At 69.4% G+C, this 14,175-nt stretch carries 14 protein-coding genes; 6 read left to right on the top strand and 8 right to left on the bottom strand.

Annotation, left to right across the window (positions count from 1 at the left end):
• The first annotated feature begins 91 nt into the window (after positions 1-91).
• Both C8P69_RS10595 and C8P69_RS10590 read left to right on the top strand, forming a co-directional pair.
• Complete coding sequence (locus C8P69_RS10595) at positions 92-2,212, top strand: hydantoinase/oxoprolinase family protein (protein ID WP_108176892.1); 2,121 nt, start codon at positions 92-94, stop codon at positions 2,210-2,212.
• 3 nt (positions 2,213-2,215) lie between these two features.
• Positions 2,216-3,856, top strand: a complete 1,641-nt coding sequence (locus tag C8P69_RS10590; RefSeq protein WP_108176890.1) for a hydantoinase B/oxoprolinase family protein — start codon at positions 2,216-2,218, stop codon at positions 3,854-3,856.
• Positions 3,857-3,860: 4 nt separating this feature from the next.
• Here the strand turns inward: C8P69_RS10590 and C8P69_RS10585 are convergent, their stop codons facing one another.
• On the bottom strand, positions 3,861-6,146 hold the full coding sequence (locus C8P69_RS10585; RefSeq protein ID WP_108176888.1) for a hypothetical protein: 2,286 nt from the start codon (positions 6,144-6,146) through the stop codon (positions 3,861-3,863).
• Between the two features lie 80 nt (positions 6,147-6,226).
• Complete coding sequence (ribA, locus tag C8P69_RS10580; RefSeq protein ID WP_108176886.1) at positions 6,227-7,345, bottom strand: GTP cyclohydrolase II RibA; 1,119 nt, start codon at positions 7,343-7,345, stop codon at positions 6,227-6,229.
• 252 nt (positions 7,346-7,597) lie between these two features.
• On the opposite strand from ribA, the gene C8P69_RS10575 reads away from it, so the two are divergent.
• On the top strand, positions 7,598-8,149 hold the full coding sequence (locus C8P69_RS10575; protein WP_108176884.1) for a cytochrome b: 552 nt from the start codon (positions 7,598-7,600) through the stop codon (positions 8,147-8,149).
• 82 nt (positions 8,150-8,231) lie between these two features.
• Here C8P69_RS10575 and C8P69_RS10570 read toward each other — a convergent pair whose 3' ends face one another.
• Positions 8,232-8,408: a YdcH family protein gene (locus C8P69_RS10570; protein ID WP_108176882.1), complete on the bottom strand. Its 177-nt coding sequence runs from the start codon at positions 8,406-8,408 to the stop codon at positions 8,232-8,234.
• 216 nt (positions 8,409-8,624) lie between these two features.
• Here C8P69_RS10570 and C8P69_RS10565 point away from each other — a divergent pair, with 216 nt between their 5' ends.
• The 3 genes from C8P69_RS10565 to C8P69_RS10555 all read left to right on the top strand — a co-directional run bounded on the left by C8P69_RS10565 (position 8,625) and on the right by C8P69_RS10555 (position 10,559).
• The gene (locus C8P69_RS10565; RefSeq protein ID WP_108176880.1) at positions 8,625-8,837 is read left to right on the top strand and encodes a YdcH family protein; all 213 of its coding nucleotides are present in this window, start codon (positions 8,625-8,627) and stop codon (positions 8,835-8,837) included.
• A gap of 134 nt (positions 8,838-8,971) precedes the next feature.
• Positions 8,972-9,481, top strand: a complete 510-nt coding sequence (gene purE, locus C8P69_RS10560; RefSeq protein ID WP_245901980.1) for a 5-(carboxyamino)imidazole ribonucleotide mutase — start codon at positions 8,972-8,974, stop codon at positions 9,479-9,481.
• Positions 9,468-10,559: a 5-(carboxyamino)imidazole ribonucleotide synthase gene (locus tag C8P69_RS10555; RefSeq protein ID WP_108176878.1), complete on the top strand. Its 1,092-nt coding sequence runs from the start codon at positions 9,468-9,470 to the stop codon at positions 10,557-10,559. Before purE ends, C8P69_RS10555 begins: the two co-directional genes overlap by 14 nt.
• On the opposite strand, the gene C8P69_RS10550 is transcribed toward C8P69_RS10555, so the two are convergent.
• The 5 genes from C8P69_RS10550 to C8P69_RS10530 all read right to left on the bottom strand — a co-directional run bounded on the left by C8P69_RS10550 (position 10,546) and on the right by C8P69_RS10530 (position 14,158).
• Positions 10,546-11,439 carry a DMT family transporter gene (locus C8P69_RS10550; RefSeq protein WP_108176876.1) on the bottom strand — a complete coding sequence of 298 codons (894 nt, stop codon included), beginning with the start codon at positions 11,437-11,439 and terminating at the stop codon, positions 10,546-10,548. The genes C8P69_RS10555 and C8P69_RS10550 overlap by 14 nt on opposite strands.
• 97 nt (positions 11,440-11,536) lie before the next feature.
• A complete protein-coding gene (locus C8P69_RS10545) occupies positions 11,537-11,779 on the bottom strand; it encodes a cysteine rich repeat-containing protein (RefSeq protein WP_108176874.1) in 243 nt (80 codons plus the stop codon).
• Positions 11,776-12,756 carry a small ribosomal subunit Rsm22 family protein gene (locus C8P69_RS10540; protein WP_108176872.1) on the bottom strand — a complete coding sequence of 327 codons (981 nt, stop codon included), beginning with the start codon at positions 12,754-12,756 and terminating at the stop codon, positions 11,776-11,778. The genes C8P69_RS10545 and C8P69_RS10540 overlap by 4 nt, the downstream gene beginning before the upstream one ends.
• Complete coding sequence (locus C8P69_RS10535) at positions 12,753-13,544, bottom strand: SDR family NAD(P)-dependent oxidoreductase (RefSeq protein ID WP_108176871.1); 792 nt, start codon at positions 13,542-13,544, stop codon at positions 12,753-12,755. The genes C8P69_RS10540 and C8P69_RS10535 overlap by 4 nt, the downstream gene beginning before the upstream one ends.
• Positions 13,545-13,621: 77 nt before the next feature.
• Positions 13,622-14,158 (bottom strand): MOSC domain-containing protein, encoded by a 537-nt coding sequence (locus C8P69_RS10530; protein WP_108176869.1) that lies wholly within the window; start codon positions 14,156-14,158, stop codon positions 13,622-13,624.
• Positions 14,159-14,175: the final 17 nt, after the last annotated feature.

Raw genomic sequence — 14,175 nt, 5'->3', positions numbered from 1 at the left:
TGCGACAACCAGGGCGTCGGCACTCCGGCGTCGATAGGGCGGTCACGCAACGGGGCTGTGACCGCCGGCAGAGGGGATCGGACCGGCATCCATGGCCCAGCAGCGAACCATCACGCGCCTTGCAACCGACATCGGCGGCACCTTCACCGACATTGTGCTGGAGCGTGGCGAGGCCCGCTTCACCACCAAGGTCCTGACGACGCCGCATGCGCCGGAGGAGGCGGTGGTCGAGGGCACGCGCCTCGTGCTCAAGCAGGCCGGCATCGGTTTCGCCGACCTCGACATCTTCGTCCACGGCACGACGCTCGCGACCAACGCGGTGATCGAGCGCAAAGGCGCTAAGACCGCGCTGATCGCGACCGACGGCTTTCGCGACGTGATCGAGATCGCCGACGAGGGGCGCTACGACCAGTACGACATCTTCATCGACAAGCCGCGCCAGCTCGTGCCGCGCCAGCTGCGCTACACCGTTCCCGAGCGCATCGACGTGACCGGCAAGGTCTGGATCGACCTCGACGAGGCGGCCGTCGCCAAGGTCGCCAAGCAGCTGAAGGCCGAAAAGGTCGAGGCGGTCGCGGTTGCCTTCATCCATTCCTATGCCAATGACGCGCATGAGCAGCGGGTGCGGGAGATCCTGGCGAAGGAAGCGCCTGGCATTGCCGTGACGCTGTCCTCGGAGGTCTGCCCGGAAATGCGCGAATACGAGCGCACCTCGACGGCGGTCGCGAACGCCTATGTCCAGCCGCTGATGGCCGGCTATCTCGGCCGGCTGAAGGCGCGCTTCGCGGCGGAGGGCTATGCGAAGCCCATCCACCTCATGACGTCAGGCGGGTCGCTGGCGACGCTGGAGACGGCCGCCCGCTTCCCCATCCGCCTCGTCGAGTCCGGTCCGGCGGGCGGGGCGATCCTTGCCGCCCACGTCGCGGCCGAGCGGGGCGAGGCCAAGGTTCTCTCCTTCGACATGGGGGGCACCACCGCCAAGATCTGCCTGATCCACGATGCGACACCCTACAAGGCCCGCACCTTCGAGGTGGACCGCCAGTCGCGCTTCATGAAGGGTTCGGGCCTGCCCGTCCGCATTCCCGTCATCGAGATGGTGGAGATCGGCGCCGGCGGCGGTTCCATCGCCCGCGTCGACAGCCTGAAGCGCATCACGGTCGGCCCGGATTCGGCGGCCTCGGTGCCGGGCCCGGCCTGCTATGGCCGCGGCGGCGCGCTGCCGACCGTCACGGATGCGGATGTGGCGCTGGGCAAGATCGAGCCGGCGCGCTTCGCCGGTGGCGCCATCACGCTCTATCCGGAAAAGGCGGTTGCGGCGCTTGACGCCAGCGTCGGCCAGCCGCTCTCACTCTCCACCGCCATGGCGGCCCATGGCGTCGCCGAGATCGTCGACGAGAACATGGCCAACGCTGCCCGCGTCCATTCGGTGGAGCGCGGCGTCGTCGTCGCCGACCACACCATGGTGGCCTTCGGCGGCGCCGCGCCGCTCCATGCCGCGCGCCTCGCCGAGAAGCTCGGCATCGCCCGCGTCGTCGTGCCGGCCGATGCCGGCGTCGGCTCGGCGGTGGGGTTCCTTCGCGCACCGGCTGCCTATGAACTTGTCCACTCGAAGTTCATGCGGCTCGACCGGTTCGACCTGAAGGAGGCGAATGCGCTGCTGGCGTCGATGAGCGCCGAGGCAACCGGTCTCGCCAAGGCGGCCGCCGGCTCCCGCAAGCTGACCGAGACCCGCACCGCCTTCATGCGCTACGCCGGCCAGGGCCACGAAATCGCCGTGTCGCTGCCCAACCGGGCGCTGGCCACGAAGGACCTCGCGGCCATGCGCGAGAGCTTCGAGGCGGGCTATCGCCAGCTCTTCGCCCGCCATATTCCCGGCGCCGCCATCGAGATCCTGTCCTGGGCCGTGCTGGTGACCACCGACACGGCTCGGCCGCCGGTTCTGCCCAAACCGAAGAAGCGCGCCGCGCCGAAGCCGATCGGCACGCGGCCGGTCTATGACGCGAAAGCCCGCAAGACCGTGAAGGTGCCGATGTATGACCGCCTCGCCATGGCGCCGGGCGCGAGCGTCGAGGGCCCCGCCATCATCGTCGAGGCCGGCACGTCCACCTTCGTCACCGCGAGCTTCGACGCCTCGATCGATGCCGGTCTCGGCCTCGTCCTCACTGCCCGCAAGGCCGCCCCGGCCAAGCGCTCGCCCTCCAAGGGAGCCTGACCCATGGCCAAGCTGACCGAGATCGAACTGCAGGTCATGTGGAACCGCCTCATCGCGGTGGTCGAGGAACAGGCGCAGGTGCTGCTGCGCACCGCCTTCTCGCCCATCGTCCGCGAGGCAGGCGACCTCTCCGCCGGCGTCTTCGACCGCGAGGGCAACATGCTGGCCCAGGCGGTGACCGGCACGCCCGGCCACGTCAATTCCATGGCCGAAAGCGTCAAGCACTTCATCAAGGCCTTCCCGGTCGAGACGATGAAGCCCGGCGACATCTACGTGACCAATGATCCGTGGATGGGCACCGGTCACCTCAACGACTTCGTGCTGACCACGCCCGCCTTCCATCGCGGCAAGCTGGTCGGCCTCTTCTCCTGCACCAGCCACATCATGGATATCGGCGGCATCGGCTTCGGGCCGGACGGCACGGACGTGTTCATGGAGGGGCTCTACATCCCGCTGCTGAAGCTCGCCGACCAGGGCAAGCTCAACGAGACGCTGATGGCGATGATCCGCGCCAATACGCGGCTGCCCATCGACACCGAGGGCGACGTCTATTCCCTGGCCGCCTGCAACGATGTCGGCTGCCAGCGCCTGTCGGAGATGATGGAGGAGTTCGGCCTGAAGGACCTCGACGTGCTGTCGAAGCACATCCTGTCGCGGTCCAAGGCCGCGGTGCTCGAGGCCATTGCCGGCCTGCCCAAGGGCAAGTGGTCCAACACCATGACGGTGGACGGCTACGACGAGCCGGTGACGCTCGCCTGCACCGTCGAGGTGACCAAGTCCGGCATCCATGTGGACTATACCGGCACGGGTGCGGCCTCGAAGCGCGGCATCAACGTGCCGCTCGCCTACACCACCGCCTACACTGTCTTCGGCCTTGCCTGCATCGTCGGCAAGGAGATCCCGAACAATGCCGGCTCGCTGAGCCCGCTGACGGTCTCCGCGCCGCCGGACACGATCGTCAACGCGCTCAAGCCGAAGCCGGTCGCCTCGCGCCACATCATCGGCCAGATGCTGCCCGACGTCGTGTTCGGCGCGCTGCGCCAGGCGATCCCGGAGCGGGTGCCGGCCGAGGGCACGTCATGCCTGTGGAACCTCAACGTGCGCGGCCAGACAGACGAGGCGGGCCTCGGCAATTACGGGTTCATGATGGCCGTGACCTCCAATGGCGGCACCGGCGCGCGGCCGATGAAGGACGGGCTGTCGGCGACCGCCTACCCTTCAGGCGTCAAGGGCACGCCGGTGGAGATCGCCGAGTCCATCACGCCGCTGATCTTCTGGCGCAAGGAGTTCCGGGTCGATTCCGGCGGCGCCGGCGCCACCCGCGGCGGCCTCGGCCAGGTCATCGAGGTCGGCAGCCGCATCGGCAAGCCCTTCGACCTGCTCGCGGCCTATGACCGCATCGACCATCCGCCGCGCGGCCGCGATGGCGGCAAGAACGGCGCCGCCGGCGCGGTGGCGCTGAAATCGGGCAAGGTGCTGAAGGGCAAGGGCTTCCAGCTCATCCCGCCCGATGACCGTCTGGTGGTGATGACGCCCGGCGGCGGCGGCATCGGCGATCCCGTGAAGCGCGACCGCAAGGCTGTCGAGAAGGACCTTGCCGAGGGGCTGGTCACGCCGAAGGGCGCGAAGGTCTACGGCGCCTGAGCCGTTACGGCGCCTGCGGCTGGCCGCGGGCGGCGAGGCGCTCGCGGATCTGCCGGACAAGTCCCTGCAGGGGCTCGAAGGTGAAGGTGACCTCGGCGAGGCCCGCCGGCACCTCCACGGCGCGCACCAGCCCGAAGGCGCGCCGGATCGGCGCCTCGCGGCCGTTGATCCGCGCCACCCACCAGGGATGCCAGGCGTCGGCGAGCACGAGAATGCCGCCCTCGGTGGTCCGCGCCTCGATCTGCACCCGGTCATGGCCATAGGCGAGAATCCGCGCCGTGCCGCCGGCGGAGCGGGCCCGTGGCACAGGTCCTTCGAGCAGAACGGTGCGGCGCGGGTCGAGGCCGGCCGGAAAGCCTGATGATGCGAGGTCGGCAGGGGTCTCCATGGCCGTCGGCGCGATCCAGACGCGGGGGAGGGCGCGCGGGTTCTCGTAGATGCAGATGTCGCCCGCTGTGCCGGCCAGCGGGAAATCGGCCTCCCTGGCGCGGCGGTCGACAGCGCTCAGGGCTCCGCGGGTGACGATGAAGCGCAGGCCGAGAATGTTGGCGAGATCCGACCGGTAGGACGGGAAGGCGGGGGGAAAGCGGCGCTGGTCGGGCAGGGCCGCGATGTCCTCGGCGCCGACCAGATTGGCATAGGCCGCCGACCGTACGGGATTGAAGCCAAGCACATCCTCAAGGTCGTGCGACAGCGCGGCGTTCTGCCATTCATAGCCAAGCCCGATGAGCTCCACGCGGTCGCGCCGCTCGCCGTCGCGGATGGTGAGACGACGGATGAGCGCGAGCGCGGGATCGTCCGCGCCGGGGGTGAGACTGGCGTAGCTCGAAGGCGGCAGGGCCGTGGACTCGCTCGGGCCGTTGGTGACGCGCAGGTCCGCGGTCAGGACGAGCGCCAGCAGGGCGACGAGCGCGAGCGCTGGAAGGCGGCGGGAGAGCCCCAGCAAAAGCAGGCTTGCGGCAATGGAGCCGGCGGCGATGGCGAGCGCCATCCAGGCCGAGGCCGGCGCGCCCTTGGCGACGATGAGCCCGCTCGCGGCGGTGACGAGCGCGGCGGCCAGCAGGGCCTCGATCCGCCAGGTGGTCGCCAGCGACCCGGTGATGAGCCGGTGCGCGCCATAGCCCGCGAGGATCGCAAAGAGGCCGCCGATGACGAAGACCGCATCGGCCGGACGGCGGAAGAGATCGACCCCGGGCAGGTGCCAGAAGGCCCGAAAGGCCGGCGTGTACCAGCCCAGGGCGTAGAGGAGCATCACCGCCAGCGCGATCGTGACGAACCGGATCTCGCGGTCGAAGGCGGCGCCGGTGCGGACAAGCCCGAGGACGAGGAGCAGAGGCAAGGCGCCGGCATAGAGCACGCCCATGTTGCGGGCGAGGAAGAGGCCCGTGTCACCCCAGGTCGGGCTCGGCGGCCCCCAGTGCTCCACCAGCGGGCCGGCGGCGCCATAGAGATTGCCGACGGCCCAGGTGAGCAGCGATCCCGGGTGGAGCGAGCCGCGGCCGGCGCCGATCTCGTCGATGACGACGCGGTTCGATTCTCCGCCCCAGAGGGCCGACATGAGCACGGGAATGGCGACGACCGCGAGGCCGACCAGGGTGGCGGCGATCAACGGCGGCAGGCTCGCCGCGAAGGCTCGCAGTTTGCGCTCGGCCGAGAGCCAGTGGACCAGCACCGTCGCGGCCAGGAGATAGGCAATGAGCATCGCCACCTGGTCGCGGCCGAGGACCATGAGCCCGGCGACAAGCCCGGTCGCGAGCCCGTAGGTTACGGAGCGGCGGTCCAGCGCCCGTCCCAGCAGCCACCAGGCGATTGGCCACCAGCAGAGCGAGAAAACCTGGCTGAGATGCTGGATGCGCCAGCTCGCTGCCGCACCGAAAGCGAAGGCGAGTGCGGCAATGACCGCGCCACCCCAGTGCCAGCCGCGGTCGCGGAAGAGCAGGATGACACCCGTGCCGCCGGCGAAGAGCATCGCGAACACGGCGATGTCCATGGCCTGGAGGCCCGGGCGCGGCAGGAGCGCGGCGACCGCAATCAACGGCGCGATGAACAGTACCGATTGCGGATCGGCGATTTCCGGCGAGCCCGCGAAGATGTTGGGCGTCCAGGCAAGGCCGAGGCCGCCATGGATGGCGCGAGCTGCGAAGACGAGGTGCGGGTACCAGTGGGCCTTGGCGTCCCAGGGGATCGTCACGGCGCCGGAGAGCCAGGGCCAGCCGAGGACCAGCCAACCGGCCGCGAAGAGCAGCAGGGCGGCGGTGAGGCGGAAGGGCGCGGGCGGGGCAGGGGGCATGGACGGCGCCGGTGGGTGAGACAGGGTCTTAGCCCAGCCTCCCCGGCGCCGCCAGTCTTCGAGACGTCAGGTCTCGACGGTCACTTGCGTGCGGTCAGGCTCGCAAGCAGCGCGTCGGCGTCGATGGCGTGGCCGGCGCGGTCACGCTTCGAGGTCAGGTAGCGCACGTTTTCGTCGGTGGCGCGGCCGATGACGCGGCGCTCCGCATGGACCTCGATGCCCGCCTCGGTCATCGCGGCGATCTTGACGGGATTGTTGGTCATCACGTCGATCGAGCGGATGCCGAGCTGCTTCAGCATCTCGGCAGCGAAGTCGAAGCGGCGCTGGTCGAGGTCGAAGCCGAGGACCTCGTCGGCGTCGTAGGTGTCCCAGCCCTGCGACTGCAGGCGATAGGCGCGCATCTTGTTGGCGATGCCGTTCCCGCGGCCTTCCTGATCGAGATAGAGCAGGATGCCGGCGCCATTGCGCGCCATCCACTGCACGGTGTCGCGCAGCTGGTCGCCGCAATCGCACTTCAGCGAGCCGAAGAGGTCGCCGGTGAGGCAGGCCGAGTGCAGGCGCACCGGCACGGGCTTGGCCGGATCGACCTTGCCGATGACGATGGCGACCTGATCGCGCAGGCCTTCGCCGCCGCGGAACACCACGAACTCGGTCTCCGGCGCGCCTTCCAGCGGCACCGGCGCGCGGCCGACGATGCGGATCGCCTTCGCCTCGAGGCGGCGATAGGCCATCACGCCGTCAACATCGACGGAGAGCACGTGGGCGGGCACGGCATCGGCCGGCACGGGCACCATGACGACGGCCGGCACGACCAGCGCGAGGCGCGCGAGCTCGAGGGCGGCCTCGTCGATGTCGTCAACGGGCGAGACCGGCGCGTCGATGCGCGACTCGATCGTCAGGGCGAGGGCTTCGATCCGCGCTGCGGCGATCTGCGGCAGGGCGACGCGCGCCGGCTGGGTGCGGTCGAGGCCGAGGCGGCGCAGGCGGGCGGCGGGCAGCAGAAGATGCGGCATGGCCGTGCCGAGCGCCGCAGCGGCTTCGGCAGAGGCGATGTCGATACCGTCGACGCCGAAGGCGATGACCGCGCGGTCACCGCGCCGGACGACGACGGGGCGGCTCGCCCGCATTTCGGAAATGGCCCGCTCGACCTGGGCCCGGACGATATCGGCGTCGCTGCCGAGAATTCCGGAAGTTACCATTGTCAGATTGGGCCTCTCATGCCCTGGTTCGCGACAGGCCGTGCATTCGGCCGACGACACGATCCATGTATGTACCGTCTCGCCCTTTTGGATCAGGCGAGCCTAAAAAATCGTCTGACTTCATCGTGGCAGCAATTGGGTCCGATGTCTCCTCATCCGATCTTGGGAGGTTACCGGATGATGTCGGGATCCTCGCCCCTTGCCCTTTCGCCTCCGAACCGCCCATGATTGCGGCCCCGGCAGGAGGTCGCCATGGCGCAGTCAGACGTCTATTCCACGCCGCATCGCATCGTCCACTGGCTCACGGCGGCCCTCATCATCGGGCTCGTGCCGGTCGGGCTGTTCATGGCGAGCATTCCCTATCCGCCCAATCCCGGCGCCAATCCCGCGCTGAAGGATAGCCTCTACGAGTGGCACAAGTCCTTCGGCCTCATCGTGCTGCTGCTGGCGATCGCGCGCGTGGCCCTCAAGGTCTCGCAGGGGACGCCGCCGCCCGAGGCGAGCCTGACGCGGTTCCAGCGCGCGGCCTCGGCCGCCGTCCACCACCTGCTCTACCTCCTGATCTTCCTCGTTCCGTTCACCGGATGGCTGCCGACCTCCATGTGCTACGGGCCGGTCAACCTTTTCTGGACGATCGATGTCACGCTGCCCTTCCGGGGGGCGGAGGCGACCTGCACGGCGATCTACAAGGTCCATCTCGGCGGCGCGTTGCTGATGAGCGCCCTGGTGCTGGTGCATATCGGCGCGGCGCTCATGCACCTCGTCGTCATCAAGGACGGCGTGTTCCGGCGCATGTGGGGCTGAGCGGCCTGCCCAAACAGAATGGCGGGCCCGGCGATACACGCGCCGGACCCGCCATCCGAATTCCCTCTTCAGACTGCTGGCCTCAGTGGACCGAGGACCCCTTCAGACGCTCGATCTGGTCCTTGAGAAGCAGCTTCCGGCGCTTCAACGCAGCAATTTCTTCATCCGCTGCCGACGGTCGGGCGACAATGGCCGCCAGTTCCCGGTCGAGCGCTTCGTGGCGCTTCACGAGTTCCGCGAGATGCGACTGCAGGCTCATCCACTCCTCCTTCTGACAGAGAACGCCGACGGCCTCGGAAAAAGTCCGAAACGCATCGGACGGGAGGGGAGTGTGGACCTGTCGACGGCAAAGTAAAATCACGCTGTGTTACGGCCGGCGGAGCCGGGCACCGCCTTGCCGATCCACGCTGCCGGGCGGCATAATGGTGCGAGGCGACAGGGTCCCTGGCCGCCGGCAGAGCATGCGGTCACAATCATGGCATCCGGCGAAATCGACGAGAGCGAAGTCCTCAGCGAGCTGGATCGCCTGAGGCAGGAGCATCGCGATCTCGACGCCGCCATCGACGCCCTGGCGCGGATGCAGGTGGCCGACCGCCTGCAGATCCAGCGGCTGAAGAAGCGCAAGCTCGTGCTTCGCGACCGGATCGCCTATCTCGAAGACCTCCTGACCCCCGACATCATCGCCTGAGGCGGGTTCGCGAGGGGCTCAAAACTCCCCACCAAGGTCGCAGCCGGGCCATCTTGCCCGCCGCACCGGCTCTGCCTATTCTCCGGCGCTTCTTTCTGGATGCCGTCGGTCCCCGACGCGCGGGGGAGGCGTCGATGCCGGGAACGGCCGCGAACGGGATGAAGCCCGTCGCCATCATCATGGGTTCGCAGTCCGACTGGGCGACCATGCGCCATGCCGCCGATATCCTCGACGGGCTCGGCGTCGGCTTCGAGGCGCGGATCGTCTCGGCCCATCGCACGCCTGACCGGCTCTACAGCTTCGCCAAGTCGGCCCGTGACAACGGCTTCAAGATCATCATCGCCGGTGCCGGCGGCGCGGCCCACCTGCCTGGCATGGCGGCGGCGCTCACGCCTCTTCCGGTCTTCGGCGTGCCGGTCGAGAGCAAGGCGCTGTCGGGCGTCGATTCGCTCCATTCCATTGTCCAGATGCCCGGAGGCATTCCCGTTGGCACCCTCGCCATCGGCAAGCCCGGCGCGATCAATGCCGCGCTGCTGGCGGCCGCCGTGCTGGCGCTGAACGATCCGGCGCTCGCCGAACGCCTCGACGCCTATCGCGCCCGCCAGACGGCGGCGATCGCGGAGCATCCCCGTGACGACATCTGATCGTTCGGTCGGGCCCGACCAGATCATCGGCATTCTCGGCGGCGGGCAGCTCGGGCGGATGCTGGCGCTTGCCGGCGCGCGGCTCGGCCTGCGCTGCCAGATCTATGCGCCGGAGCCGGAAAGCCCGGCCTTCGACGTGGTCCGCCGCATCACCGAGGCGGATTATTCCGACGAGATGGCGCTCGCCCGCTTCGCCGAGGACGTCGACATCGTCACCTACGAGTTCGAGAACGTGCCGGCCAAGGCCGCGGACTTCCTGTCGAGCCGGCTGCCGGTTCGCCCCGGTCCGATGGCGCTGACCGTGTCGCAGGACCGGGTGATCGAGAAGAGTTTCGCCCGCGATTGCGGCATCGAGGTGCCGGATTTCGCCGCCATCGACACGGTGGCGGACCTCGAGGCGGCCCTGCAGCGGATCGGCCTGCCGGCGGTGCTGAAGACCCGCCGCTTCGGCTATGACGGCAAGGGCCAGGTGGTGATGCGCGAGGGCGACGATCCAGCCAAGGCGCTCGCAGCGATCGGCAACCAGCCGGCCATTCTTGAGGCCTTCGTGCCCTTCGAGCGCGAGATCTCGATCCTCATCGTCCGCGGCCATGACGGCGAGATCCGCCATTACGACCCGGTGGAGAACGTCCATCGCGCCGGCATCCTGCGCACCTCGACAGTGCCGGCCCTGATCGACGTGTCGCTGGCCGCCAAGGCGGCGCTGGTCGGCACGGTGCTCGCCCAGAAGCTCGACTATGTCGGTGTGCTGGCGGTCGAGCTCTTCGTGACGGAGGACGGCCGGCTGCTCCTCAACGAGATGGCGCCGCGCGTCCACAATTCCGGCCACTGGACGGAAGCGGCCTGTCATTGCTCGCAGTTCGAGAACCACATGCGGGCGGTTGCCGGCCTGCCGCTCGGCTCGACGCTCCGCCATTCCGACGCGGTGATGCACAATCTCATCGGCGCCGATGTCGAGGACTGGCGGCGGATCGCGGCGGAAGAGGGCGCGGTGCTGCACCTCTACGGCAAGCGCGACCAGCGCGACGGCCGCAAGATGGGCCACCTGACGCGGCTGTCCCCGCTCAGCCGAAGCTGAGCAGGATCGCCACCCCGATCACGATGAGCGCGATGGCGAGGCCGTCGCGCGGGCTCGTCGCCTGCTTGATGATCGCGCCCGAGACGAGGCCGGCGAAGATCACCTCGACGAGGGCGAGGGTGCGGACCTTGGCCACTGTCTCCAGCGCGAAGGCGAGAAACCAGAACTGCGAGGCAAAGGCGCCGAGGAAGCCGGCGACCAGCGAGGGGCGCCAGGCCTTGAGGATCGCCAGGAGCCCGGCCCTGTCCGTCACCGCCAGATAGGCGGTCAGCACCGCCGTCTGGATGGCGAGGCCGACAGCGAGCGTGGTCGTCGCGGCCATGACGAAGCTCGGCGTGTCGAGCGTGCGGATGCCGCCGCGAAAGCCGACCGCCGCCATGCCGAACAGCGCTGCCGAGACGAGCCCAAGCAGGGCTGGGCGCAGCGACTGCTCGGTCCCCGGTTTCCACGACATCAGCAGGATGCCCGATGTGGCGACGAGGATGGCGAGCCAGGCGGTCAGGCTCAGATGGTCGCCGAGCAGCACGACGCCGAAGAGCGCCACGAGCACCGGTTCGGTCTTGGTGTAGGCGGTGGTGACGACGAAGGAGCGCTCGCGCATCGCCGCCAGCATCAGCGCCGTCGCGCCGATCTGGGAAAGCGCGCCGAACAGGGTCCAGACAAGGAAGGTGCCTGAGACGGCCGGTGCGGGCGCCGGGACCGCCATGTGCACCACGCCGAGGAAGACCAGCGCGAAGGGCAGGCCGTAGAGGAAGCGGACATGGGTCGCGCCGATCGTGCCGAGGCGCTCGGTCAGGCTGCGCTGCATGGCATTGCGCGCGGTTTGGGCTGCGGCGGCGATGACGGTGAAGACCGCCCAAAGCCAGGGCATCACAAGCATCGGTCCCCTCCCGGTGTCCCGCTATTGGGGCGGGGACGCCCGCAGGGTCAATTGCCGGCAGCGCAGGGCAGTGCTGATCGGGCGGCTCGTGCCGGCCCTACCTCACGCCAGCCTGGCGGATGGCGGTGACGCAGCCTTCCGACAGCTGCGACTGGTTGGTGCGCAGGCAGGCCGAGACCCGCGCCGAATCGGTTCCGGCATTGGGGCACTTGGCATCGAGATCCGGCTTGCAGGCACGGTAGATGCTCATCCGCTGCGAGAAGGAGAGGTTCTCGTTCTGGGCGAGAGCGGGCGCGGACAGGGCCGCGAGGGCGAGAAGGGCAGGGAGCAGGCGCATCATGGCGGATCCTCCGGGCTGAGCATGAAGGCATCACCCCAGCCGAGCCTGCGCGTCAAGCGATGGGCGTCGCGATCGCGGCTCGGGACGGTTGTTGTCCGCGCGCCGGTGGGGGTGCAGAGGGAAAAGGCCGTGCCGGCCTTGTCGGCCCGCGGCGGCCTGAGGATGCGCGCCGGGGCCGGCATGATCGTCACGCCCGGCTTTGCCACGACGAGATAGCTGAAGGGCTCGTCCTCGAAGGGCACGTCGGCGCCCTTGGCGGCCTTGTGGGCGCGCAGCCGCGGCAGGCGCACCGCAAAATGGCACCAGTCGGGGGCAAGGGCCGGGCAGGCGATTGCGCCGGGGCAGGGGGCGGCGATGTGCGCGCCAGCGTCGACAAGGGCTGACCGGGCCGCCGAGAGGCCGGAAAAGCCCTTCGGCGTGCCCGGTTCGACGAGAATAAGCACCTGTCCGGCGAGGCTGAAGAGGCGCCTGGCGATCCGCGCCGCCTCGGCGGGCGCGACCTCGTTGAGGGCATAGCTCGCGACCACCATGTCGGCCCCGGCGGTGACCTCGCCGAAGCCGCCGCGGTGCCAGCCGGCGGCCAGGAGCGCCGGAGGACCCGAGCGGGCAAGGTCCCGTCCGAGCGCCATCATGCCGGGATGCGTGTCGACGAGAGTGGCCGACTCGAGGTCCGGATAGGCCTCGGTCACCGCCCAGGCCGCCGTGCCGGGACCGCAGCCGATATCGAGCAGCGTCCGCGGCGCCGCGTCCACGCGCTCCCGCGCCTCGGCGAGGGCGCTGGCGCAGGCGGCATAGGTCGCCGGCATCCTGGCGATGGCATAAGCCGCCACGTCGACCGGCGCGGGCAGGCGGGAGCCGCGGCCGGCCTTGTAGTCCTCCGTCAGCCGCAGGCTGGCCGCCGCGAGGTCCTTGCCCGGAAAGCGGCCGGCAAGGTCCTCGAGAGCTGCGCGCAGGGCGGGCGGAAGGGCCGGGCTCAATCCTGCACCGGCACCGTGTAGTTGAGGCCGAGGCGGCCGCCATCGGCATAGATGGTCTGGCCGGTGATGTAGCTCGAAGCGTCCGAGGCGAGGAACACCGCGACCTTGGCGATCTCGTCGGGATCGCCGAGGCGGCGCAGCGGCGTGCGCGAGAACAGCCGGTGGCGGGCTGCCTTGTCGGTGTTGACGCTCGCCAGCATCTCGGTGGCGATGGAGCCGGGGCCGATCGCATTGACGCGGATGCCGTGCTCGGAAAGGCCGAGGGCCATGACATTGGTCAGTTGGCTGACGCCGCCCTTCGAGACGCAATAGGGGATCTGGTTGATGATCGCGAGCCGGGCATTGACCGAGCTCATGTTGACGATGGTGCCCGGCGCCTTGCCGGCCTTCACCTGCTCGACCATGCGCTTCGCGACGGCCTGGCCGACGAGGAAGGAGCCCTTCAGGTTCACCCGCAGGACCTTGTCGAAATCGGCCTCGGCGAGGTCGAGGAAATCGGAGGAATGGACGATGCCGGCATTGTTGATGAGCACGTCGATGTCACCGCCGAAGGCCTTGCGGGCGCCTTCGACGAGGCCTGCGACGGAGGCCGCATCGCCGACATCGCAAGGCACGAAGGCCGTCTTGCCGGTCTTGCCGATCTCGTCGGCCGTCGCCTTTCCGGCCACGGCGTCGATGTCGGAGAGGACCACGCTGGCGCCCTCGGCCGCGAAGCGCTGGGCGATGGCCTTGCCGATGCCGCGCGCCGCGCCGGTGACGATGGCGACCTTGCCGTCGAGTGCGCCCATGATGCTCTCCTGCTGATGGGATGGTTCGTCGTTCTAGACGAGATTGCCGGGCCTTGGGAGGGCGGGAGGAGCAGCGCTCACACCTTCTCCAGCGGACGATGCGGGCCCTCGGGCAGCGTCACGGCGATGGAATCGCCGATGGCGATGTCGCCGCCCTCCAGCACGATCCCCATGACACCGGCCGAGCGGATGAGATTGCCTTCGGCGTCGCGGTCGAGCGTCGCCTGCATCAGGCCGTCCTGGAATCGGTCCATCTGGATGCAGGGATTGCGCAGGCCGGTGAGCTCGATCAGCGTGCCGCCGATGGCGAGCCGCGCGCCGGTCGGCAGGCCGAGCAGGTCGATGTCCCGGGTCGTGACGTTCTCGCCGAGCTCGCCGGGCTTCACCGTGAAGCCCTTGCCGGCCAGTTCATCGAAGAGTTCGGCATGGATGAGGTGGACCTGCCGCAGGTTGGGCAGGGTCGGGTTGAAGCGGGCGCGGGAGCGGTGCTTCACCGTGACGCCGCGATGGGCGTCGCCCTCGACGCCCTCGCCGGCGATGAGGCGGATGCGCTCGACCGTCTCCTTGGAGAAGCGGTGGCGGCGGTCGAGGCTGACGGAGATCACGCGGGCCATGGAGATCCTCCCTTGCC

The organism is Phreatobacter oligotrophus (genome assembly GCF_003046185.1).
GTDB lineage: Bacteria > Pseudomonadota > Alphaproteobacteria > Rhizobiales > Phreatobacteraceae > Phreatobacter > Phreatobacter oligotrophus.
This window is presented reverse-complemented; position numbering and strand designations above follow the sequence as displayed.

What these genes read in the sequence shown, in the direction of transcription:
- C8P69_RS10530 (WP_108176869.1), bottom strand. Translation starts at nt 14,158, where the DNA reads ATGGCCCGCGTGATCTCCGTCAGCCTCGACCGCCGCCACCGCTTCTCC.
- C8P69_RS10575 (WP_108176884.1), top strand. Translation starts at nt 7,598, where the DNA reads ATGGCGCAGTCAGACGTCTATTCCACGCCGCATCGCATCGTCCACTGG.
- C8P69_RS10545 (WP_108176874.1), bottom strand. Translation starts at nt 11,779, where the DNA reads ATGATGCGCCTGCTCCCTGCCCTTCTCGCCCTCGCGGCCCTGTCCGCG.
- C8P69_RS10570 (WP_108176882.1), bottom strand. Translation starts at nt 8,408, where the DNA reads ATGAGCCTGCAGTCGCATCTCGCGGAACTCGTGAAGCGCCACGAAGCG.
- C8P69_RS10590 (WP_108176890.1), top strand. Translation starts at nt 2,216, where the DNA reads ATGGCCAAGCTGACCGAGATCGAACTGCAGGTCATGTGGAACCGCCTC.
- C8P69_RS10585 (WP_108176888.1), bottom strand. Translation starts at nt 6,146, where the DNA reads ATGCCCCCTGCCCCGCCCGCGCCCTTCCGCCTCACCGCCGCCCTGCTG.
- C8P69_RS10550 (WP_108176876.1), bottom strand. Translation starts at nt 11,439, where the DNA reads ATGCTTGTGATGCCCTGGCTTTGGGCGGTCTTCACCGTCATCGCCGCC.
- C8P69_RS10595 (WP_108176892.1), top strand. Translation starts at nt 92, where the DNA reads ATGGCCCAGCAGCGAACCATCACGCGCCTTGCAACCGACATCGGCGGC.
- ribA (WP_108176886.1), bottom strand. Translation starts at nt 7,345, where the DNA reads ATGGTAACTTCCGGAATTCTCGGCAGCGACGCCGATATCGTCCGGGCC.
- purE (WP_245901980.1), top strand. Translation starts at nt 8,972, where the DNA reads ATGCCGGGAACGGCCGCGAACGGGATGAAGCCCGTCGCCATCATCATG.
- C8P69_RS10565 (WP_108176880.1), top strand. Translation starts at nt 8,625, where the DNA reads ATGGCATCCGGCGAAATCGACGAGAGCGAAGTCCTCAGCGAGCTGGAT.
- C8P69_RS10535 (WP_108176871.1), bottom strand. Translation starts at nt 13,544, where the DNA reads ATGGGCGCACTCGACGGCAAGGTCGCCATCGTCACCGGCGCGGCGCGC.